The organism is Micromonospora sp. NPDC049275 (assembly GCF_043197115.1).
In the GTDB taxonomy this organism is placed as follows: domain Bacteria; phylum Actinomycetota; class Actinomycetes; order Mycobacteriales; family Micromonosporaceae; genus Micromonospora.
Map to the genome: position 1 here is coordinate 846,526 of NZ_JBICSN010000002.1, position 21,374 is coordinate 867,899.

Annotated in this window: 23 protein-coding genes; 5 read left to right on the forward strand and 18 right to left on the reverse strand. The window is 72.2% G+C overall.

The annotated features are described in order from the left end of the window. Positions 1-103: 103 nt before the first annotated feature. A complete protein-coding gene (locus ACGFIE_RS09340; RefSeq protein ID WP_393292771.1) occupies positions 104-2,905 on the reverse strand; it encodes a DEAD/DEAH box helicase in 2,802 nt (933 codons plus the stop codon). Positions 2,906-2,991: 86 nt separating this feature from the next. Between ACGFIE_RS09340 and ACGFIE_RS09345 the strand changes: the two genes are divergently transcribed. Continuing rightward, positions 2,992-3,762, forward strand: coding sequence for an HAD family hydrolase (locus tag ACGFIE_RS09345; protein ID WP_393292773.1), 771 nt, complete (start codon positions 2,992-2,994; stop codon positions 3,760-3,762). 19 nt (positions 3,763-3,781) lie between these two features. Here ACGFIE_RS09345 and ACGFIE_RS09350 read toward each other — a convergent pair whose 3' ends face one another. After that, positions 3,782-4,180 (reverse strand): PIN domain-containing protein, encoded by a 399-nt coding sequence (locus ACGFIE_RS09350; protein ID WP_393292775.1) that lies wholly within the window; start codon positions 4,178-4,180, stop codon positions 3,782-3,784. Continuing rightward, positions 4,177-4,485 (reverse strand): hypothetical protein, encoded by a 309-nt coding sequence (locus tag ACGFIE_RS09355; RefSeq protein WP_393292777.1) that lies wholly within the window; start codon positions 4,483-4,485, stop codon positions 4,177-4,179. The genes ACGFIE_RS09350 and ACGFIE_RS09355 overlap by 4 nt, the downstream gene beginning before the upstream one ends. 283 nt (positions 4,486-4,768) lie before the next feature. Between ACGFIE_RS09355 and ACGFIE_RS09360 the strand changes: the two genes are divergently transcribed. Next, positions 4,769-5,686 carry a DMT family transporter gene (locus tag ACGFIE_RS09360; RefSeq protein ID WP_393292779.1) on the forward strand — a complete coding sequence of 306 codons (918 nt, stop codon included), beginning with the start codon at positions 4,769-4,771 and terminating at the stop codon, positions 5,684-5,686. On the opposite strand, the gene ACGFIE_RS09365 is transcribed toward ACGFIE_RS09360, so the two are convergent. The 6 genes from ACGFIE_RS09365 to ACGFIE_RS09390 form a co-directional block, all read right to left on the reverse strand. After that, a complete protein-coding gene (locus tag ACGFIE_RS09365; protein WP_393293209.1) occupies positions 5,649-6,533 on the reverse strand; it encodes a diacylglycerol kinase in 885 nt (294 codons plus the stop codon). The two genes, ACGFIE_RS09360 and ACGFIE_RS09365, sit on opposite strands and share 38 nt — an antisense overlap. A 272-nt stretch (positions 6,534-6,805) precedes the next feature. Further along, positions 6,806-7,759 carry a twin-arginine translocase subunit TatC gene (tatC, locus tag ACGFIE_RS09370; protein ID WP_393292780.1) on the reverse strand — a complete coding sequence of 318 codons (954 nt, stop codon included), beginning with the start codon at positions 7,757-7,759 and terminating at the stop codon, positions 6,806-6,808. Between the two features lie 18 nt (positions 7,760-7,777). Then, positions 7,778-8,092 (reverse strand): Sec-independent protein translocase subunit TatA, encoded by a 315-nt coding sequence (gene tatA / locus ACGFIE_RS09375; protein ID WP_393292783.1) that lies wholly within the window; start codon positions 8,090-8,092, stop codon positions 7,778-7,780. A 180-nt stretch (positions 8,093-8,272) separates the two neighbouring features. Beyond that, positions 8,273-8,518: a hypothetical protein gene (locus tag ACGFIE_RS09380; RefSeq protein ID WP_266242080.1), complete on the reverse strand. Its 246-nt coding sequence runs from the start codon at positions 8,516-8,518 to the stop codon at positions 8,273-8,275. Positions 8,519-8,528: 10 nt separating this feature from the next. Further along, positions 8,529-9,578, reverse strand: a complete 1,050-nt coding sequence (locus ACGFIE_RS09385; protein WP_393292786.1) for a helix-turn-helix transcriptional regulator — start codon at positions 9,576-9,578, stop codon at positions 8,529-8,531. After that, on the reverse strand, positions 9,575-10,573 hold the full coding sequence (locus tag ACGFIE_RS09390) for a WYL domain-containing protein (protein ID WP_363689431.1): 999 nt from the start codon (positions 10,571-10,573) through the stop codon (positions 9,575-9,577). Before ACGFIE_RS09390 ends, ACGFIE_RS09385 begins: the two co-directional genes overlap by 4 nt. 127 nt (positions 10,574-10,700) lie before the next feature. Here ACGFIE_RS09390 and ACGFIE_RS09395 point away from each other — a divergent pair, with 127 nt between their 5' ends. Continuing rightward, positions 10,701-11,741: a cation diffusion facilitator family transporter gene (locus ACGFIE_RS09395; protein WP_393292788.1), complete on the forward strand. Its 1,041-nt coding sequence runs from the start codon at positions 10,701-10,703 to the stop codon at positions 11,739-11,741. Between the two features lie 55 nt (positions 11,742-11,796). After that, a complete protein-coding gene (locus tag ACGFIE_RS09400) occupies positions 11,797-12,882 on the forward strand; it encodes a DUF3866 family protein (RefSeq protein WP_393292790.1) in 1,086 nt (361 codons plus the stop codon). 178 nt (positions 12,883-13,060) lie between these two features. Here the strand turns inward: ACGFIE_RS09400 and ACGFIE_RS09405 are convergent, their stop codons facing one another. The 5 genes from ACGFIE_RS09405 to rfbA form a co-directional block, all read right to left on the reverse strand. After that, complete coding sequence (locus ACGFIE_RS09405) at positions 13,061-14,203, reverse strand: oxalate decarboxylase family bicupin (protein ID WP_393292792.1); 1,143 nt, start codon at positions 14,201-14,203, stop codon at positions 13,061-13,063. A 176-nt stretch (positions 14,204-14,379) separates the two neighbouring features. Next, entirely contained in the window at positions 14,380-14,583 is a 204-nt protein-coding gene (locus ACGFIE_RS09410) for a hypothetical protein (protein ID WP_393292794.1), read from the reverse strand. Positions 14,584-14,650: 67 nt separating this feature from the next. Next, positions 14,651-16,009, reverse strand: coding sequence for a Pup--protein ligase (pafA, locus tag ACGFIE_RS09415; protein ID WP_393292796.1), 1,359 nt, complete (start codon positions 16,007-16,009; stop codon positions 14,651-14,653). Positions 16,010-16,077: 68 nt separating this feature from the next. Continuing rightward, complete coding sequence (locus ACGFIE_RS09420) at positions 16,078-16,701, reverse strand: dTDP-4-dehydrorhamnose 3,5-epimerase family protein (RefSeq protein WP_393292798.1); 624 nt, start codon at positions 16,699-16,701, stop codon at positions 16,078-16,080. After that, the gene (gene rfbA, locus ACGFIE_RS09425; protein ID WP_393292800.1) at positions 16,698-17,585 is read right to left on the reverse strand and encodes a glucose-1-phosphate thymidylyltransferase RfbA; all 888 of its coding nucleotides are present in this window, start codon (positions 17,583-17,585) and stop codon (positions 16,698-16,700) included. Before rfbA ends, ACGFIE_RS09420 begins: the two co-directional genes overlap by 4 nt. A gap of 86 nt (positions 17,586-17,671) precedes the next feature. Between rfbA and rfbB the strand changes: the two genes are divergently transcribed. Then, entirely contained in the window at positions 17,672-18,673 is a 1,002-nt protein-coding gene (gene rfbB, locus ACGFIE_RS09430; RefSeq protein WP_393292803.1) for a dTDP-glucose 4,6-dehydratase, read from the forward strand. A gap of 92 nt (positions 18,674-18,765) precedes the next feature. Here the strand turns inward: rfbB and prcA are convergent, their stop codons facing one another. The 4 genes from prcA to ACGFIE_RS09450 form a co-directional block, all read right to left on the reverse strand. Continuing rightward, a complete protein-coding gene (gene prcA, locus ACGFIE_RS09435; RefSeq protein WP_393292805.1) occupies positions 18,766-19,596 on the reverse strand; it encodes a proteasome subunit alpha in 831 nt (276 codons plus the stop codon). Between the two features lie 61 nt (positions 19,597-19,657). After that, positions 19,658-20,497 carry a proteasome subunit beta gene (prcB, locus tag ACGFIE_RS09440; RefSeq protein WP_363689449.1) on the reverse strand — a complete coding sequence of 280 codons (840 nt, stop codon included), beginning with the start codon at positions 20,495-20,497 and terminating at the stop codon, positions 19,658-19,660. After that, positions 20,416-21,087, reverse strand: a complete 672-nt coding sequence (locus ACGFIE_RS09445; RefSeq protein WP_393292807.1) for an endonuclease VII domain-containing protein — start codon at positions 21,085-21,087, stop codon at positions 20,416-20,418. Before ACGFIE_RS09445 ends, prcB begins: the two co-directional genes overlap by 82 nt. 6 nt (positions 21,088-21,093) lie before the next feature. After that, positions 21,094-21,309, reverse strand: coding sequence for a ubiquitin-like protein Pup (locus tag ACGFIE_RS09450; protein ID WP_088948111.1), 216 nt, complete (start codon positions 21,307-21,309; stop codon positions 21,094-21,096). Between the last annotated feature and the right edge of the window lie 65 nt (positions 21,310-21,374).

Consider the following 21,374-nt stretch of genomic DNA (forward strand, 5'->3'; position numbering starts at 1 on the left):
GCCCCGAACAGGCGCAACAGCGCCCCCCGGGCGATGCGGCGGGTGGCGTGGCGGTGACCGTCCGCTGCGTCGGTGTGGGGGCAGCGCTGACCGAAAATGATGATCAGGCGGAGGTGTGGTACGCCAGGACGCCCCGGTTGATGGCCGCTATCGCCTGTCGGGCTGTGGAGCGCAGCTCCGGCGAGGCGCCGCCGGAGTCGGCAAGTTGACCGAGCAGGTCGACCACCTGCCGCGCCCAGCGGACGAAGTCACCGGCGGGCATCTCCCCGTCGATCTCGTGCCCGCTGCCGAGCACCTTGGCCAGGGCCTCGCCCCGCGCCCACCGGAAGACCGGCCAGGCGAAGCCCAGATCCGGCTCCCGGGTCGCGGTCAGACCGCGCGCCGCCTCGTCGGCCTCGATCTCACCCCACAGCTTCAGCGTCTCGTCCACCGCGTCGGCCACCGGGCCACGTGGCAGCGACGCCCGCTCGTCGACGTCGCGACGCGCCTCGAAGACCACCACGGACACCGCGGCGGCCAGCTCGGCCGGGGACAGCCCGTCCCACACGCGTCGGCGCAGACACTCGGCGACCAGCAGGTCCGCCTCGGTCCAGATCCGGCCGAGCATCCGACCGGCGTCGGTGACCGCGCCGTCGCGGGCGAGGTAGCCACGGTCGGTCAGCAGGGCGACGATCCGGTCGAAGGTCCGCGCGAGGGACCCGGTGCGTCCGGACACCCGCTCGCGCAGTTCCTCGGTGTCCCGCTCCAGCCGTCGACGCCGCTCCGCCCAGCGGGCGTGCTCCTCGCGCTCCGGGCAGGCGTGGCAGGGGTGGTTGCGCAGCTCGGTGCGGAGCTGGGAGAGCTGGTGGTCCTCGCCGGGCGTCTGCCGGGAACGGCCACCGCGGCGGCCGCCGTGCCGGTCCAGGCCGGTGCCGCTGACCTCGGCGGCCAGATCCCGCCGGGCACCCGGCGAGCGGTGGTTGAAGTGCTTGGGCACCCGGATGCGGGCCAGCACCTCGGCCGGGGTGGTGAAGTCGCCGGGGCTGACCCGCCCCGCCCAGCGGTCCTGCGTGAGCACCAGCGGACGGGGTTCGCCGAAACCGCCTGTCGCCGGATCGAGCACGACCGCCAGGCCGGCCCGCCGGCCCGACGGCACGCGGATCACGTCACCGATCCGCAGGCGCTCCAGCGACGCCACGGCGGCGGCCTTGCGCTGGGTCTGCCCCTGCCGGGCGATGGCCTTCTCCCGGTCGGCGATCGCCACCCGCAGCGCGAAGTACTCGTCGAAGTCGCCGTGGTGGCAGGCTGCCTCCGCGCCGTACGCCTCGATGGTTTCGGTGTTGCGCTGCACCTGCCGTGCCAGGCCGACCACCGACCGGTCGGCCTGGAACTGGGCGAACGAGGACTCCAGCAACGCCCGGGCGGGCTCCGCGCCGACCGTGCCGACGAGGTTCACCGCCATGTTGTACGAGGGCCGGAAGCTGGACCGCAGCGGATAGGTGCGGGTGGAGGCCAGCCCGGCCACGTGCCGCGGGTCGGTCTCCGGGGACCACACCACGACGGCGTGCCCCTCGACGTCGATGCCGCGCCGGCCGGCCCGCCCGGTGAGCTGGGTGTACTCCCCCGGGGTCAGGTCGACGTGCGCCTCGCCGTTGTACTTGACCAGGCGTTCCAGGACCACGCAGCGGGCCGGCATGTTGATGCCCAACGCCAGGGTCTCGGTGGCGAAGACCGCCTTGACCAGACCCCTGACGAACAGCTCCTCGACGATCTCCTTGAACACCGGCAGCATGCCTGCGTGGTGGGCCGCGAGGCCCCGTTCGAGGCCGTCGAGCCACTCCCAGTAGCCGAGCACCGTCAGGTCCTCGCCGGGGATGGCGGTGACCCGGGACTCGACGACGCGGCGGATCTCGGCCCGCTCCTCCGGCGAGGTGAGCCGCAGCCCGGCGGCCAGGCACTGCTGCACGGCGGCGGCGCAGCCCGCCCGGCTGAAGATGAACAGGATCGCCGGCAGCAGCCCCTCGCGGTCCAGCCGGTCGACGATGTCCGGACGCATCGGCCCACGCCAACGGGGGCCGCGCCGACCGGAGCCCGGCCCGGCGCTGCGCCCCTCCCCCAGCTCCAGGCGGCGCATCTGGTCGCGGGTGTAGCGCAGCAGCTCCGGGTGCACATCGTGCTTGCGGGCCGCGTCGGCGTCGTGGAACAGGTCGAACATCCGCTTGCCGACAAGCATGTGCTGCCACAGCGGCACCGGCCGGTGCTCGCTGACCACCACCGCGGTCTCGCCGCGCACGGTGACCAGCCAGTCGGCGAACTCCTCGGCGTTGGACACGGTCGCCGACAGCGAGACCAGGGTGACCGAGGCGGGCAGGTGGATGATCACCTCTTCCCACACACCACCGCGGAACCGGTCGGCGAGGTAGTGCACCTCGTCCATCACCACGTACGCCAGCCCGTTCAGGGTGCTGGAGCCCGCGTACAGCATGTTGCGCAGCACCTCGGTGGTCATCACCACCACGGGCGCGTCGCCGTTTATCGCGTTGTCGCCGGTGAGCAGGCCGACCTGCTCGGCGCCGTACCGGGCGACCAGATCGTGGTACTTCTGGTTGGACAGCGCCTTGATCGGCGTGGTGTAGAAGCACTTGCGCCGGGTCGGTGGCGTCGCGGCGTCGTCGGCCGCCGCCGGGTCGTCCGGCCGCCCTCGCAGCGCCAGGTGTACGGCGAACTCGCCGACCGCTGTCTTGCCGGCGCCGGTGGGGGCGCAGACCAGCACACCACTGCCCCGCTCCAGCGACTGACACGCCTCCCGCTGGAAGTCGTCGAGATCGAACCCCAGGTCAAGGGCGAACTCGTCCAGCGCCGGAAACTGTGCGGCCTGCGCGGCCCGGCGGCGCGCCGCTGCAAACCGCTCGGCGGGGCTCGACATGGCACCAAGATTAGTGCGTGCCGGGACAGGACACCCGACAAGGCCGTGCGGAGGGGCCGTCGGGGGCGGTCGGTAGGGTGCACGGCGTGCCGGACCATGCCGAACCGCCCCAGACCAGTCCGCCGGGCAGCGTCGCCGATGCCAGCGCACCCCGGGCGTCCCGACGGCCCGTCAAGGCGGTGCTCTTCGACTTCCACGGCACCCTGGCCCAGGTGGAGGAGCCCCGGCAGTGGGTCATGGAAGCGGCCGCCGCCTGCGGGGTCACCCTCGATCGGGTCCGGGCGACCTCGCTGGCCGACCGGCTGCTGACCGCCGGGCGCGCAGGCGGCCCGCTGCCGGCCCGGGTGCCGCCCCGGCTGGCCGAGCTGTGGGCCGACCGGGACCTCTACGCGCACGCGCACCGGGGGGCGTACACGGGGCTCGCCGAGACCGTGGACGCGGGCATCGAGGGCTTCGCCGACGCGCTCTACGAGCGGCTGCTCGTCGCCGAGGGCTGGCTGCCGTACCCGGACACCGCCCCCACCCTCGCCGCGCTGCGCGACGCCGGGGTGCGGGTGGCGGTGGTCAGCAACATCGGCTTCGACCTGCGACCGCACTTCGACGCCTGGGGGTTGACCGACCTCGTCGACGCGTTCGTGCTCTCGTACGAGGTGGGACGCTGCAAGCCCGACCCGGCGATCTTCTGGCGGGCCTGCGGGATGCTCGGCGTCGACCCCGAGCAGACGCTGATGGTCGGCGACACACCTGCCGACGCGGGCGCCGTCGCGGCCGGCTGCGCGGTGCTGGTGCTCCCGGCCGCCGACCCGGGCCGGGAGAACGGCCTCGGCGCCGTCCTGGACCTGGCGCTGCCGACCTGACTTCCGGGCTCCCGTGCCGTCAGTCGGGGATGTGAATCACCGGCAGGTCACCGTCGCCGTACCTGTCCTCCCCCGTGAGGATGGAGGCGTCGTGTTCGAGGACGGCCAGCGCCGTGGTGGCCAGATCGGCACGGCCGGTCACCGTACGCCAGAAGCTGAGTTCGTGCCAGGAGTGCCCCTCGGTCGGGAGCACCTCGCAGGCGTCCAGGTTCAGCAGTCGGTGCAGGGTCGCCCGCTCCTTCGGATCGCTGACGATCGCCAGCGTCTCCGCTGCGGTCACGGCGGTGACGCCGAACCGGTTGCGGTCCTGGATGACCTCGTGCAGCGGCTCCCCGACATGCACCGATCCCGCCAGGTACGCCAGCAGCGCCGAGCGGTCCAGCACGAGCCGGATCGGCCGGTCGTCCTCCGGGGTCACGCGGCCGGCTGCTCGACGGTGCCGGTGGCGGCGTTCAGCGCCTGGCGACGTGCCCGCTCGCGAAGGGCCTCCCGGCGCTCCGGCGACCACTCGGCCTCGACGGCGGCACGGCGGGCACGCGCCTCGGCCACGCCCTGGTCGGTGATCTGGATGCCCTGGTGGGCCAGCTCGGCGTCCAGTGCGTCCAGGCGCATCCGGTCCCGGACAGCCTGGGTGATGTACGCGCTGGCGTTGGACTCGTGCTCCAAGCGCTCCGCCACGTCGGGTGGCACGGAGATCGACAGTTTCCGCATGGCGCTGGTCATACCCGAGACCGTACGCCGGTAGCACCGCGATGGCGAACACGTACGCCCATGTCGGCGCTCCGACGTCCGCACGGACAAAAAGATCAACACGTCCCGAACGGGTCTCCCCCGCGGCGGCGCGTCGCGCCGCTCGCGGGCCGGCCTCTCGCAATCTTGGACAGGTTCCGTTCGGCCTAACGGAAACTGTCCAAGATTGCAAGGACTTGCGGCGGCGGGCCGCGTGCGTGGTGGGCAGCTTGGGTGGGCACCGCCGGAGAGTTGCCTGAGGCGACCGCCTAGCGTCTTGCGCGTGACGGAGACGCTGGTGCCCAGCTCACGCCCCGCTGCCGCGCCACCGGAGCGGCGTGGTGGCGTCGTCGCCGTGGGGCTCGTGCTCGGTGGGGCGCTGTCGGTGCAGTTCGGCTCCGCCCTGGCCGCGCTGCTCTTTCCGCGTACCGGAGTGGCCGGGGCGGTCACCCTGCGGCTGACGATCTCGGCGGTGCTGCTGCTCGTCGTGTGCCGGCCCCGACTGCGCGGGTACGACCGCCCGGCCTGGCTGGCGGCCGGCGCTTTCGGGCTGGCGCTGGCCGGCATGAACTCGCTGTTCTACCAGGCCATCGAGCGGATCCCCCTCGGCCCGACGGTGACCCTGGAGGTGCTCGGCCCGCTGGCGCTGTCCGTCTTCACCGCCCGGCGGCTGGCGAGCTGGTGCTGGGCCGGCCTGGCGCTGGCCGGGGTGGCGCTGCTCGGGCAGGGCGGCTTCGACCGGCTCAACCCGGCCGGTGTGGCCTTCGCGTTCGGCGCGGGCGCCATGTGGGCCGCGTACATCGTGCTCAGCGCGCGGGTCGGCGGCCGGTTTCCGGGCGCGGACGGGCTGGCCCTGGCCCTGACCCTGGCCGCGCTTGTCACCCTGCCGCTGGGCGTCGTCGACGGCGGCGCGGAGCTGCTCGACCCGACGGTCCTGGCGCTCGGCACGGCCCTCGCGGTGCTCGCCTCCGGGCTGCCGTACACCCTGGAGCTGCTGGCCCTGCGTCGGATGCCCACGGCCACCTTCGCGGTGCTGATGAGCCTCGGCCCGGCCATCGCCACCCTCGCCGGCTGGCTGGTGCTGCGGCAGGAGCTGAGCCTGCTGGAGTGCGCCGCCATCGCGCTTGTCATCGCGGCCAGCATCGGCGCGGTACGGGTCAGAGCAGCAGCCGCAGAGCGCCCGGCACGGCGGTGATCGTCACCGGCAGCCGCAGCGAGCGTTCCCCGTCGGCGTACGTGACGATGCCGTCGGCGGCCACCTCCACGGTGCGCGCCCGGTAGCTGGTGACCAGGGGGTGGCTCACGTGGGTGCCCTGGTAGATGCGCGGCTTGACCCGGATCAGGGTCCGCCTGTCGACCCGGCCGGCCACCACCACGTCGAGCAGCCCGTCCGTCGGGTCGGCGTCGGGGCAGATCCGCATCCCACCGCCGTACGTCGGGCAGTTGCCCACCGCCACCAGCACCGCGTCCAGCTCGTGGGGCACCCCGTCGAGGCGCAGCGTGTAGCGGCGCGGCCGGAGCCGGGCCAGCTCGGCCACGATCGCCAGGTCGTAGCGGCGGGGGCCGCGCGGCCAGCGCATCCGGTTGGCGCGCTCGTTGACTATCGCGTCGAAGCCCGCCGCGAGGACAGCCCCGTACCAGCGCGCGGCCCCGTCGGCGCCGGTCATCCGGGCCAGGTCGACGGGGCGGGTCCGGCCCGCGCGCAGCGCGTCGGCGATCACCGCCACGGCCGCGGCGGGATCGGCCGGAAAGCCGGTGTCGACTGCGAAGTCGTTGCCGGTCCCCGCCGGCACCGGACCGAACGGCACGTCGGTGCCGGCGACCGCCTGCATCGCCCGGTGCACGGTGCCGTCCCCGCCGACCGCGATCAGCGCGCCGACGCCCTCGGCGACCGCGCTCCGGCACGCCGCCTCCGCCTCGGCCGGATCCGACGCCGACAGCAGTCGGACCGGCCGGCCGGCGGCGGCCAACCCGTCCAGCAGCCGGGGCAGCAGGGCCCGGTGCCGCCCCCGGCCGGCGGTCGGGTTGGCGAGCACGGCCACGGGGCCACCCTCATCCCGGACGCGATCGACCGAGCCGCCGACGGCCGGGGTGCGCTCACCCGGGCCGTCGGTGGGCGGGCCGGGCAGGTGATCGTCTGCGGTCACGGGCAGCACCGTACCGGTCGGACACCCCCCGTTCACCCGGGGCGGGCGACGTCACGATCAGTTCCGCCGTCGACGCGACGGGTGAGCGCCGCAGGGGTGGCCCGCCGACGACGACGCCGCCCCCGGCAGGCGGGGACGGCGTCGGTGAACCGGGCGGCGCGGGGCCGTCAGGTCATGTCGTCGTAGCGGCGCTCGATGGGCGCCGGCTTGGCGATCGGCTCGGGCGCGCCGACCGGGGCTGTCGCGTCGACCCGCTGCCCGGCCACGACCGGGTCCGCGTCGAACTCCAACGGCGACACCTCGTCGTCGTCGAGACCGGCGTAGACCTCCTTGCCCCGCCCGCGCCGCCGGTCGTTGATGAACGCCACCCCTACCGCCGCGAAGTAGAGCGCGGAGAGGCAGGCCGCCAGGGCGGTCATCCCGAACGGGTCCGGCGTGGGGGTGACCACTGCGGAGAACGCGAAGAACACGAAGATCGCCACCCGCCACCAGCTGAGCAGCCGCTTCGCGCTGGCGATGCCCACGAAGTTGAGCATCAGCACCAGCAAGGGAAACTCGAACGCCACCCCGAACAGCAGGATCAGGTTGGTGACGAACGAGATGTAGCGGGTGATGTCCAGCGTGGTGGTGATGTCACCGCCACCGGAGACGTTGAGCAGGAACTCCAGGCCCTTCGCGGTGACGAAGTAGGCCAGCACCGCTCCGGCGACGAACAGGGGCGCGGCCAGACCGGTGAAGACGTACGCGTAACGCCGCTCGTGCCGGTGCAGGCCGGGCGCGATGAACGCCCAGAGCTGGTAGAGCCAGATCGGCGCTGCCACGATCAACCCGACCCAGAGCGCGACCTTCAGCTGCAACAGGAACAGGTCGGCGGGGCCGAGCTGCACGAAGTTGCACATGCCATTGGCCAGCCTGGCCTTGGGCAGGTCGCAGTAGGGCTGTTGGAGCAGATGAAGCACCGGCCCGGCCAGCCAGATGCCGAAGCCGAAACCGACCACGATGCCCAGCGAGGCGCGGAAGAGACGATTGCGCAGCTCACGGACGTGCTCGATGAGCGTCATCGAGCCGTCGGCGGCCCGTTCGAACGTGCTCGGGCCGCGCTTACGCAGTGCGAAGGCCACGGTGGTGGGGCCCTTCGGTCAGTTGTCGCGGACGCGGTGCACCGGGTCGACGACCGGCTGCTGCGCCGGCGCCTGCTGGTACGGCGCCTGCTGCGGCTGCCCGGCGTACGGCGCCTGCTGGCCGGTGTGCGGCGGCAGCGGCTGGTAACCGGCCTGTGCGTCGGCCTTCTCGGCGAGGTCGCGGTCGTCGTCCTGCAGGCTCTTGGTCTCGGCCTTGATGATCCGCAGCGAGCGACCCAGCGAGCGGGCCGCGTCGGGGAGCCGCTTGGCACCGAAGAGCAGGATCAGCACAACCACGAGAACGGCGATGTGCCACGGCTTGAGGGCACCCATGAGAAGCTCCAGTCGCTCTGTGTCCGGGGGTGGTACGCAGCCCATCGTACGTGCGGATGAACCGAATGCCACCTGCCGGGGATGATGATCAGGGCCCGGCCGGTGAAGTCTTGACCAACCGTGATGATCAGTCAAGCATCGCCGCCCGGCCGGGTGGCGGCGGTGGCCGACGGCTGTCGGTCAGCCGCGCTTGGCCTGGATCACGGCTAGTCGCTGCTGGGCGGTGTCGAGCTGGCGTTGGACACCCTCGGCGCGCTGCTGCAACGCCTCGGCGGTCTCCCGCAGCGCCTCCGCCTCGGTGGCGCGTCGCTGCAACGCCACCGCGGCGCGGCGCAGCTGGGGCAGCCGGCTCAGCACCGGGCGGACGGCCAGCGCGAGCGCCACGAGCGGGAGAAGCACCACCGCGAGCACGATCCAGATCAGCACGCCGGTCAGCCTACTGGGCGCCGGCGGACACCGCCGTGTCGCCCGACGGCACGGAATCGGCCGGGGCGCGGACAGCGGCCGCGGGAGCGGGCACGGCGTACGCGTCGAGGGCGGCGGCCGCGGTCGCCCGGACCTGTTCGGCAAGCTCGACCGGGGCGACCACTGCGACGTCCGGGCCGAGGCCCAGCACGAACCGCCGCGCCCACCCCAGGTCGGTGACCCGCAGCGAGACGAGCCACTGGTCGCCGTCGCCGGCCTCGACCCGTTCGCACGGGTAGTACTCGGTGATCCACCGCTCGCTCCGGCCGACCCGCAGGGTGATCAGCGGCAGGTCGGGCGACGGCCGGAAGACACCCTCGGTGCGATCGTGCGGAACCGCCTGCGGCGGAACGGTGGCCGGCTCGTCCAGCTCGGCGATCGCGTCGATCCGGTCGGCCCGGAACAGCCGGACCGCCTCCGCGCGGCGGCACCACGCCTCCACGTACGCCCGGCCACCGACCATCAACATCCGCAGCGGGTCGACGACGCGCTCGGTGGTCTCGTCGCGGGCCGCCGTGTAGTAGGTGATCCGCAGCGCCCTGCCGCCCTCCACGGCGGCGCGCAGCGCCTCGACCCGCCGGGTGTCCCCGGGCAGCCGGACCGCGACCGGCGCGCCCACCAGGTCACCGGCGGCGTCCTCGATCTTGGCCAGGGCCCGCTCGATGGCCTCCCGGTTGGCCACCCCGGGGGTTTCGGCGAGCATCCGCAGCGCCACCACGAGCGCGAGGGCCTCGTCGGGGGTGAGCCGCAACGGCCGGTCGATGCCCGCGTCGTAGGTGATGGTCACCCGGTCGCCGTCGAACGCCATGTCGATCAGGTCACCGGGGCCGTAACCGGGCAGCCCGCACACCCACAGCAGCTCCAGGTCCTCCCGGAGCTGCCGTTCGGTGACGCCCAGGTCACCGGCCGCCTCGGCGATCTCGATGCCGGGTCGGGCCAGCAGGTAGGGCACCAGGTTGAGCAGTCGCGCGAGCCGGTCGGCGGAGGCCCGAGAAGCGCCGCGGGCGGCCGGGCGGGTCACCGGGCACCCCCGGAGACGGCCAGCTCGTCGTGCCGGGCGGCGATCTCCTTGAGCCGCTGGATGACCGCCTCGCGGACCTCCGGCGGGTCGAGCACCCGCACGTCCGGCCCGTACCCGACGAGCTGGCCCGCCAGCCCGTCCGGGTCGGCGTACGGCAGGACCAGCCGGTCGCCCTCCGACCCGGCGGTCACTTCCACGGCCCAGCGGCGCAGGCCGGCGGCCCGCCCGGGCGCGGCGAGCACGGTGGCCCGGCCGGTGCGCTCCACCGGCCCGGACCAGCGGGCCACGTGGCTGATCAGGTCGACGCCGGCCGGCGGCTCGTACGCGCCGGGCGCGCCGGTCACCCGGACCGCCCCGACCACCCGGGACAGGCGGAAGCAGCGGGTCGCGTCGCGGTCCAGGTCGTGGCCGACCACGTACCACCGCCCCCGCCAGCAGACCACGCCCCACGGTTGCAGGCGGCGACGGGTGGAGGCGTCCCGATCGGGCACCCGGTAGTCGAACCCGACCTCCCGGCGGTCCCGGGCGGCGGCGGTCAGCGGCGCGAACGCCGGGTCGACGGTGACCATCGGCTCCAGCCCGAGGGTGGCCTGCGGGTCGACGTCCACCCCGGCGGCACGCAGCTTGGCCAGCCCGGACGACGCGGCGGCGGCCAGACCGGCGTGCTGCCACAGGCGGGCGGCGATGCCGACCGCGGCGGCCTCGTCGGGCTCCAGGGGAATGTCGGGCAGCGCGTACTCGCGGTGGGCGATGCGGTAGCCGGGCTCGGCGTCGAAGACGCTTGCCGTGCCGGTCTCCAGCGGAACGCCCAGCTCGCGCAGCTCCGCCTTGTCCCGCTCGAACTTGCGCTGGAACGCCTCGTGGTCGCGCGCGTCGTCGGGGTCGTGCTCGTAGCCGGGCACGGTCGCGGCGATCTGCGCGGCGGTCAGGAACCGTCGCGTGGACAGGAGGCAGATCACCAGGTTGACCAGGCGTTCGGTGCGGGTCCGCGACACGGGTAGACGCTAGCAGCCGACGCGGCACAGGCGTGCACCCACGCGGGCGTGCCGCACATCTGTTCGGATCCGGGGTGTCGCGCCACCCGCCGGGCGTGCCGACGGCGGCGGTCATAGGGTTGCCCCCATGTCGCAAGCCGGGATGAAGACCGAGAGCGAGAGCGTCGGCACGGTGGTCGTCGCGGGCGCCGCCAACCTCGCCATCGCGATCGCCAAGCTGATCGCCGGGCTGATCTCCGGATCGGCCGCGATGCTCTCCGAGGCCGCGCACTCGGTCGCCGACACGACCACCGAGGTGCTGCTGTTCCAGGCGCTGCGCCGCGGGGCACGCCCGGCCGACCAGCGACACCCCTTCGGGTACGGCAAGGAGAGCTACGTCTGGGCGTTCTTCGCCGCGATGTTCACCTTCGTGGCCGGCGCCGGCTTCGCCGTCACCCACGGTGTCACCACCATCCTCGTGCACGAGCACAGCGGCGACTACCTGATCTCGTACATCGTGTTGGGGGTGTCGTTCGTCATCGAGTCGATCTCGCTGGCCCGGGCCGTGCGGCAGGTTCGCCGCGAGTCCGCGCGCTGGCAGACGACACCGCGCCGGTTCCTGCGGCTGACCGCCGACACCACGGTCAAAGCGGTCTTCCTGGAGGACAGCGCGGCCCTGATCGGTCTGCTGCTGGCCGCGCTCGGCGTCGGCCTGTCCCAGGCCACCGGCGACGAGGTGTGGGACGGCGTCGCATCGATCCTGATCGGGTTGCTGCTGCTGGCCGTCGCCGGGGTCCTGGCCGGCAACAACCTGTCGCTGCTTGTCGGTCGGGCCGTCCCGGAGCGGCTACGCCGCGAGATCGAGCACGACCTGGCCGGGCTGCCCGAGGTCGAGCGGATCGACACCCTGCTGACGATGCAGCTCGGCCCGGACGACATCCTCGTCGCCGCGAAGGTCGACTTCCGCGACGAGGCCACCGGCGCGGCCATCGAGGCCACCGCCGACGAGGCCGAGCGGCGGCTCACCGAGCGGTACCCGGAGATCCGCTACGTCTTCCTCGATCCCACCCGCTCGCTGCCCGGCGCCCCCGGGAAGGCCCGCCACACCCAGGCCAGGCCGAGCGTCGACGCCGGCGGCGAACCCGACCCCACCCAGGCCACGCCGAGCGGCGAACCCGACCCCAGCTGAGGGACGGGCCGACCCGAGCGCGGGCCGGCCGGTCCGCGCGGCTAGCGTGCCCGTCATGGTGCGATGGCGGGCGGGGACGGTGGCGGCGCTGCGGCGGCAGTGGACCGGGGCGGTGGAACTCGACGTCGACCTGCCCGACGGCACGGGCATGCGGGCGCTGGCCTATCCCGAGCTGGTCGGCACACCCGAGCCGGGTGACCGGGTGCTGCTCAACGCGGGCGCGCTGCTGATGGGGTTGGGCACCGGTGGGTACGCCCTCGTGGTGGCCCTGCCGGACCGGCTTCCCCCGGACCCCCCGGACGCCTCCGACACCCGCGACGCCGGACACCTCGTCAAGGCCCGCTACACCCCGTTGCAGCCGATCCTGCTCGGCGTCGACGAGGAGGCCAGCCCACACCGCGCCGTCCTCGCCGACGCCGACGACCTGGGCGGAATGCCGGTGGTCACCGCCGACCTGCACTCGGCGTTACCGGCGATCCTGGCCGGCATCCGGGCCGACGCCCCACGAGCCCGGGTGGCGTACCTGCTCACCGACGGCGGAGCATTGCCGGCCTGGTTCTCCCGCACTCTCGCCGGGCTGCGGGACGAGCTGGCCGGGACGATCACCGTCGGGCAGGCGTTCGGCGGCGACCTGGAGGCCACCACCCTGCACGGCGGCCTGCTCGCCGCCCGCCACGTGCTGGACGCGGACGTGGCAATCGTGGCCCAGGGGCCCGGCAACCTGGGCACCGGCACCCGGTGGGGCTTCTCCGGCGTCGCCGTCGGAGAGGCGGTCAACGCGATCGCCACGCTCGGCGGCCGGCCGGTCGGCTCACTGCGCATCTCCGACGCCGACCCCCGCCCCCGGCACCGGGGCGTGTCGCACCACAGCCTCACCGCGTACGGCCGGGTGGCGCTCGCCCCGGCGGAGCTGGTGGTGCCCGACGACCTGGACCCGGCCCTCGCGGCCGAGGTCGACGCGGCGCTGGCGCCGCTGACGGCCCGGCACCGGATCGTCCGGGTGCCCACCGCGGGCCTGGACGAGGCGTTGCGCGCCAGCGTCGTGCCGCTGTCCACGATGGGCCGCAACCTCGACGCCGACCACGCCTACTTCCTGGCGGCGGCCGCAGCCGGCCGCCAAGCCACCACCCACCTCCCCTAACCCCACCCCACCCCACCCCGCCCCCACGGCACCCGGTCCCCGCCCCCGCCCTCAGCCCCGTTGATCATGAAGTTATTGCCCGACTCCGCGGCGTGTCGTGGCAATAACTTCATGATCACCGCGAGTGGGTGGGCGGGCGGGCGGGTGGGTGGGTGGGTGGGTGGGTGGGTGGGTGGGTTTAGCGGATTACTGGGCGTTGGTCGCGGGGTAGGGCCTCGATCAGCTCTCGGGGCAGGTTGAGGGTGTCCGCGCTGACCTGTGCCGGGGTGTTCGCCATCCATTGGGTCAGCGAGACGGACTCGAACCGGGGTTTGCGGAACATCTCCAGGAAGACCAGCGGTTCGGTGCCGAGGTTCTCGATGTAGTGGCCGTACGCGAAGGGCACGTACCCGACGTCGCCGGAGCGCATGTCGAAGGTGCCGGCCACTCCCTGACTGGCGAACACGCCCATCCGGCCGTGGCCGGAGAGGTAGTACTGCCACTCGTCGTCGGTGGGGTGCCAGTGCAGCTCGCGCATCCCGCCCGGGTCGACCTCGACCAGCGCGGCGCAGATCGTGGTGGCCGCGGGGAACTGGGCGACGTCGGCGATGCGGACCTGACCGCCCGCGAACCGCTGCGGCTTCTGCGCGAGCAGCCGATGGCTCAGGCTGCGGGGCACGTCCCCGGTCGGGCTGACCACCCGGTCACGGTCCAACGGCGGCGGCACCTGCCCCGCGAAGATGTACTTCTCCCGCTCCGGGATCGAGTCGAGCTGCTCGGGTCGCCACCCGAAGTTCTTGGCCAGCACGTCCTTCGGGGTGTGCGCGAAGAAGTCGCTGATCAGGAACGTGCCGTTCTCGGTGAACGCCCCGTCGTCGAAGACCAGCAGAAACTCCACACCCTCGTCGAGTGCCTGGATGTGGTGTGGCACCCCCTGGGGGAAGAACCACAGGTCGCCGGCGTGTACGTCGTCGAGGAAGTTGCGGCCCTCCTGGTCGACCGCGCTGATCCGGGCGCTGCCGCGCGACACGTACGCCCACTCGGACTGCTTGTGCCAGTGCAGCTCCCGGTAGCCGCCCGGTTCCAGCGCCATGTCCACGCCGCTGAGCTCGGTGGCGATCGGCAGCTCGCGTACGGTCACCTCTCTGGTCCAGCCGCCACGCTGGACGCGGGTGTGCGCGTCGGAGAAGGAGAACCGCAGGTTGGGCAGTGTCCCCGCGTCCGTGCTCGGCGGAGTCAGCAGGTCGGGGTTCTGCCGGTCCCGGATCACGTCGCGCGGTCCGGGGTCCTGCCAGCCTCCGCCACCGCGCTCCGGCTGCGGCACCTTCGGTTCGTCGTCCATGATCGCCTCCCGCGTCGTCGCGTCCGGTGTCGTCGACGCGCAAGGCGGGCAGACCCGCCGCGACGGCGACGGCGAGCGGGTACCCGTCGACGCGACCCGACCGGGCCAACCTCTGGCCCCGATGGGTCACGGACGACCACCCGAGCGACACCCCGAAGGCGAGCTCAGGCGGCGGGTCAGGAGAGGAAGATCAGGGCGAGCCAGCCGCCCACGATGAGCACCAGCGCAAGTGCCAGCACCCACGTCGGCACGGTGTAGTCGCCGCGCCTGTTGCGGTCGACCTCGGCGCGGATCTTCTCCCGCCGGCGTTCGACCCAGTTCTGCCGCTCGGTGCCGCGCTCGGAGCGCTCGGAGCGCTCGGATGGTCCAGAAGTCGTCATGGCGCGCCCAGCCTACCGGGCCGGCCGGCCCCGTCGGCGTACACCACCGCCGGGACCGGCACACCCGTCACATGCTGGCGATCAACCGCTCCACCCGCTCGTCGTACGCCCGGAACGGGTCCTTGCAGAGCACGGTGCGCTGCGCCTGGTCGTTGAGCTTCAGATGCACCCAGTCGACTGTGAAGTCGCGCCGCTTCTCCTGGGCGTGCCTGATGAACTCGCCGCGCAGCCGCGCCCGCGTGGTCTGCGGCGGCGTCTCCTTGGCCTCGAAGATCTCCGGGTCGGTGGCCACCCGGTCCACCTCGCCGCGACGCTCCAGCAGCCCGTAGAGGCCACGCCCACGGCGCACGTCGTGGTACGCCAGGTCCATCTGCGCCACCCGGGGGTGTGACAACGGCAGGTCGTGCTTGCGCTGGTAGCGCTCGATCAGCCGCAGCTTGCTGACCCAGTCGATCTCGCGCGAGACCGGCTCCAGGTCACCGCTCTCCACCGCGCTGAGCACCCGGCCCCACAGCTCGACGACCCGCTTGGCGGCCTGGTCGCCACCGCGCCGCTCGACGAACTCGGTGGCCTTGGCCAGGTATTCCTGCTGGATGTCCAGCGCGCTGACCTCCTTGCCGGAGGCCAGCCGCACCTTGCGCCGGCCGGTGATGTCGTGCGACACCTCGCGGATCGCCCGGATCGGGTTCTCCAGCGACAGGTCGCGCATGACGACGCCGGCCTCGATCATCCGCAGCACGATGTCGGCGGTGCCGACCTTGAGCAGCGTGGTGACCTCGTTCATGTTGGAGTCGCCGACGATCACGTGCAGGCGCCGGTAACGCTCGGCGTCGGCGTGCGGCTCGTCGCGGGTGTTGATGATCGGACGGCTGCGGGTCGTCGCCGACGAGACGCCCTCCCAGATGTGCTCGGCCCGCTGGGACAGGCAGTAGACCGCGCCGCGCGGGGTCTGCAGGACCTTGCCGGCCCCACAGATCAACTGCCGGGTGACCAGGAACGGGATGAGCACGTCAGCGAGCCGGCCGAACTCCCCATGCCGCGAGACCAGGTAGTTCTCGTGGCAGCCGTACGAGTTGCCGGCCGAGTCGGTGTTGTTCTTGAACAGGTAGATCTCACCCGCGATGCCCTCGTCGTGCAGCCGCTTCTCCGCGTCGACGAGCAGCCCCTCCAGGATCCGCTCGCCGGCCCGGTCGTGGGCCACCAGGTCGGTCACCGAGTCGCACTCCGGTGTCGCGTACTCCGGATGCGACCCGACGTCCAGGTAGAGCCGGGCCCCATTGCGCAGGAACACGTTGCTCGACCGACCCCAGGACACGACGCGACGGAACAGATACCGCGCGACCTCGTCCGGGGACAGCCGCCGCTGCCCGCGATAGGTGCAGGTGACGCCGTACTCGGTCTCGAGGCCGAAGATTCGCCGCTCCATGATGTGACATTAGCCGCCCGGAGGCCCCGTTCGTCACTGTCACACCACAGGTCGTGCTCCGGGGGTGGTCACATACCGGTTGAGTGCGACATTCCGTCCGGCCCGATGGTCGTCACGAGGCGCCGGCAGGCGTCGTACTCCGGCAGCAGACCGCGCTCGCGCGCCTGCGCGAGGGTCGGCGCGGCGTCGTCGCGGGCGGACAGCACCGGGACGTCGGCGGGCCATTCGATGCCCAGCTCCTCGTCCAGCGGGTGCACCGTGTGCTCGCCGGCCGGGTTGTACGTGGCCGAGCAGAGGTAGCTCAACGTCGCGTCGTCGGTAAGCGCGCCGAAGCCGTGCCCCAGCCCCTCGCTCAGGTAGACCGCCCGCCGGTCGGTGTCGTCCAGCTGGACGCCCTCCCACCGGCCGAAGGTCGACGAGCCCACCCGCAGGTCCACGATCACGTCGAGGACCGTGCCGCGCACGCAGATGACGTACTTGGCCTGCCCGGGCGGCACGTCGGCGAAGTGCACGCCGCGCACCACGCCCCGCGCGGACACCGACAGATTTGCCTGGGCCAGCCGCAACGGACGGCCCACCGCCCCGGCGAGCTTGTCGAAGCGGTACCACTCCATGAACATGCCCCGGGGGTCGCCGTGCTGCTGCGGCGTGATCTCCCACGCGCCCTCGATGCCCAGCTCCCGAATCTTCACCGGGTCACCTGCGCGTCGTTCTTCTCGGCCAGCAGACCCAACAGGTAGTCGCCGAAGCCGCTCTTGGTCAGCGGCTCGGCGAGCGCGGCCAGCTGGTCGTCGTCGATGAGGCCGGCCCGCCAGGCCACCTCCTCGACGCAACCGATCTTCAGGCCCTGCCGCTCCTCAATCACCCGGACGAACTCGCTGGCCTGCATCATCGAGGCGAACGTGCCGGTGTCCAGCCAGGCCGTGCCCCGGTCCAGCAGGGTGACGGACAGCTCACCGATCTCCCGGTACGCCTCGTTGACCGCCGTGATCTCCAATTCGCCCCGGGCGCTGGGAGTGATCTTGCGGGCGATGTCCACCACGCGGTTGTCGTAGAAGTACAGGCCGGGCACCGCGTAGCGCGACTTCGGCCGAGCCGGCTTCTCCTCGATCGAGAGCACCCGACCCTCGGCGTCGAAGTCCACCACGCCGTACTCCTGCGGGTTGGCCACCGGGCACGCGAACACCCGGCCGCCGACGAGGTCGCTGTGGGCGGCCAACTGCCAACCCAGACCGACGCCGTGGAAAATGTTGTCACCGAGGATCAGCCCCACCGACTCGTCGCCGATGAAGTCCGCGCCGAGGATGAACGCCTGGGCGATGCCCTCCGGGCGGGCCTGCGTGACGTACTCCAGCCGCAGCCCGAACTGGCTGCCGTCGCCGAGCAACCGGCGGAACTGGTCCTGGTCCTCCGGTGTGGTGATCATCAGGATCTCCCGCACACCGGACATCACCAGCGTGGAGAGCGGGTAGTAGATCATCGGCTTGTCGAAGACCGGCATCAGCTGCTTGGAAACTACCCGGGTGATCGGCCAGAGCCGGGAGCCGGTGCCGCCGGCGAGTACGATTCCGCGCACCGTGGGAGCTTAGCGGCAATCAGCCCGTCGACATGGGTTTTCGCTGCGGACAGCCCGGCCCACCGCTTCACGTACATTCTGGACCCGTGAGGATCCTCGTCACCGGCGGTGCCGGATTCATCGGCTCAGAGTACGTCCGCATGCTGCTGGGCGTGCCTGCTGGCACCGCTTCGGGCGTGCCCGCGGTCGACCCCGCCGGCGTGACGGTGCTCGACAAGCTCACCTACTCGGGCAACCTGGCGAACCTCGACCCGGTGCGCGACGACCCGCGCCTGCGCTTCGTGCAGGGCGACATCTGCGACCCCGGTGTGGTCGACGAGGTGGTCGCCGGGCACGACGTGGTCGTGCACTTCGCGGCGGAATCGCACGTCGACCGCTCGATCGCCGGCGCCGCGCCGTTCGTCAGCACCAACGTGCTCGGCACGCAGACTCTGCTGGACGCCGCGCTGCGCCACGGCACCTGCCGCTTCGTCCACGTGTCCACCGACGAGGTGTACGGGTCGATCGACGAGGGCTCCTGGACGGAGACCTCGCCCCTCGCGCCGAACTCGCCGTACTCGGCCTCGAAGGCCGGCTCCGACCTGCTCGCCCTGGCCTACCACCGCACCCACGGCATGGACGTGGTGATCACCCGCTGCTCCAACAACTACGGGCCGTACCAGTTCCCCGAGAAGATCATCCCGCTGTTCGTCTCCCACCTGCTCGACGGCGGCACCGTTCCCCTGTACGGCGACGGCGGCAACATCCGCGACTGGCTGCACGTGCACGACCACTGCCGGGGCATCGCGATGGTCCAGCAGAAGGGCCGCGCCGGCGAGGTCTACAACATCGGCGGCGGCACGGAGCTGACCAACAAGGAGCTGACCGGCCTGCTGCTGGACGCCTGCGGCGCCGGCTGGGACCGGGTCGTCCCGGTCCCCGACCGCAAGGGCCACGACCGCCGCTACTCGCTGGACATCACCAAGATCAATCAAGAGTTGGGGTACGCCCCGAGCATCGACCTCGCCGACGGCCTGGCGCAGACCGTGCAGTGGTACCGCGACAACCGGGCCTGGTGGGAGCCGTTGAAGGCCGTACCGGCCGCATGACCCGGTCGTCCGACGTGGCCACCGCCGGCGCGTTGCTCGCCACGACGCAGCGGGCGGCCCATTTCCAGGCCGCCCGCTGACAATGACAGGCGTTACTTGCCGTCCGCCGGCTTGTCCTCCAGGTCGGCGGAGCCGGCCGACGTCGTCGGCTTGTGCGCCTCCGTGGTCGGCTGCGCAGGCGTGTCCGGGCCACCCGCCTCGGCCGGCTGGTCCGCGTCCGCGACGTCACCATCGAGCAGCGCCGTCAACGCCGCGCCCGTGATCCGACGGAACGTACGACCCACCCGCTGGCGGTCCAGCACCGCCACCTCGAGCTGGTTGGCGGCGATCGTGCGGGCCGCGCCGCCCTCACCGCCGACGGTGCTCAACGCCTGCACCGCCACCCGGGCCGCCTCGCCGAGGGACATGTCCGCACGGTGCTGCGACTTCAACACACCGGTGATCGCCTCGGCCTGGCCACCCATCGCCATCCGGCCCGGCTCGTCGTTGACCGACCCGTCGTACGTGAGCCGGTACAGCTCGTCGTCATCAGGAGTCGCCCCGACCTCGGCCACGCAGATCTCCACCTCGAACGGCTTCGACTGCTCGGTGAAGATCGCGCCGAGCGTCTGCGCGAACGCGTTGGCGAGCGCCCGCCCGGTGACGTCGCGCCGGTCGTAGCTGAGCCCGTTCAGGTCGGCCATCCGCACACCGGCCCGGCGCAGATTCTCGAACTCGTTGTAGCGGCCGACCGCGGCGAAGCCGATCCGGTCGTAGATCTCGCTGACCTTGTGCAGGGCGCTGGAGAGGTTCTCCGCGACGAAGAGCACCCCGCCGGAGTAGCTGAGGACCACCGCGCTGCGACCCCGGGCGATGCCCTTGCGGGCCAGCTCGGAGCGGTCGCGCATGATCTGTTCGGGCGAGGCGTAGAACTGCATGGCCACGGCGGCGGTTCTCCTTACGGCGCTGTGCTGACGACTGCTGACTGGTGGGGGTGGACGGGGCTCAACCGCCCGGGTTCTCCATCCGACCGGCGACCACACCCTCGGCGATCGCCGCCGTCTCGGTGTCGGTCAGCCGGCGGGTGCCCTCGGCGGTAGCGGTCATCACCACCGGATAGATCCGGCGGGTCAGGTCCGGTCCGCCGGTCGCGGTGTCGTCGTCGGCCGCGTCGTAGAGCGCCTCGACCGCGAGCCGGGTCGCGTCGTCCACGGAGATGCCGGCCCGGAAGCGCTTCTTCAGCGCCGACTTCGCAAAGAGCGAGCCGGAGCCGATCGCGTCGTACCCGGTCTCCTCGTACGGGCCGCCGGTCACGTCGAAGCTGAAGATCCGCCCTGCCCGCGACGGGTCGGCGGCGGCCAGGTCGAAGCCGGCGAACAGCGGAACCACGGCCAGGCCCTGCATGGCCGCGCCCAGGTTGCCCCGGATCATCGACGCCAGCCGGTTGGCCTTGCCGTCGAGCGAGAGCATCGCGCCCTCGATCTTCTCGTAGTGCTCCAGCTCCACCTGGAACAGTCGCATCAGCTCGATGCCGATGCCCGCGGTGCCCGCGATGCCGACCAGCGAGTACGCGTCGGCGGGGTGCACCTTCTCGATGTCGCGCTGGGCGATCAGGTTGCCCATGGTGGCCCGTCGGTCGCCGGCCATCACCACACCGCCGGCGGCCGAGATCGCCACGATGGTGGTCGCGTGCGGCGCCAGGTCGGCGGCCATGCCCGGCGGCAACGGCCGACGACCGGGCAGCATCTCGGGCGCCACCCGGCTCAGAAACGTGGTGAAGGAGGACGTCCCCGCGTTGGTGAACACATCTGGTAGACGCCCGGATGGATCAAAGCCCGCTGCCACGTGGTTCCTCTCAGGTACGTGATCGCCCTGGCCAGCCTCGTAGGACTGTCACGGAACTGGCCAAGACCACCGTTGCAGTTGAAGCAGAGTATCCCGCGCACCCACCCGGTGCGATGATCGTGGTCCAGATGTTGGGGGTCCGCGCCGCCGCAGATCGCGCAGACCCCGCCCTGCTCGGCCAGGAGCTCCTGAAACTCCTTCTCACCGATGCCATACCGCCGCCGCAGGTGATACTCGCGCGTCCCGCCGTAGAGCCGCTGCGCGGTCTCCTTGCCACGGGCATTATGGCAGGGTTTGCAGTAGCTGTGCCGGCCACTCGCCTTGGTCGTGGTGGTGGGGAATTCCTCCAGAGGCTTGATCTGCTCGCAGTCCGGACACCACTTGAGACCCTCGCCGACGGGCGTGGGAGACCGGCGCTGCGGGGCGATGCCCCGCTTACGCCGGCTCGCCGTGGACCGGAGGGCGGCACAGGCTTTGCAGTAGAACGCGAGACCGTCTGCCCGTCGACGGTTTCGGTGGAAGTCCGTGCTGGGCAGCACTCTCTCGCACTGCGGGCAGGCCTTGCCCGAGGGGTCCGGTAAATCGGACATTAAGCCCTATTCCCCGCCTTTCTGGACATAACCTCTCACGAATTCCTCTGCGTTTTCTTCCAGGACGGAGTCGATCTCGTCGAGGAGGTCGTCGACGTCCTCGGTGATCTCGGCGTGCCGCTCGGCCACCTCGGGGTTGGCCTCCGTGGTGACGTCCTCGATCTCCTCGCCCTGGCGGGACTTGCCGGACTGCGACTGGCCGCCGCTGTCATGAGTGGCCATTGCTGCCTCCTCCGCGATCGTCTGCGATGAACTTACCTCGCGCGGACGACGAAAAGCCCGCCGCG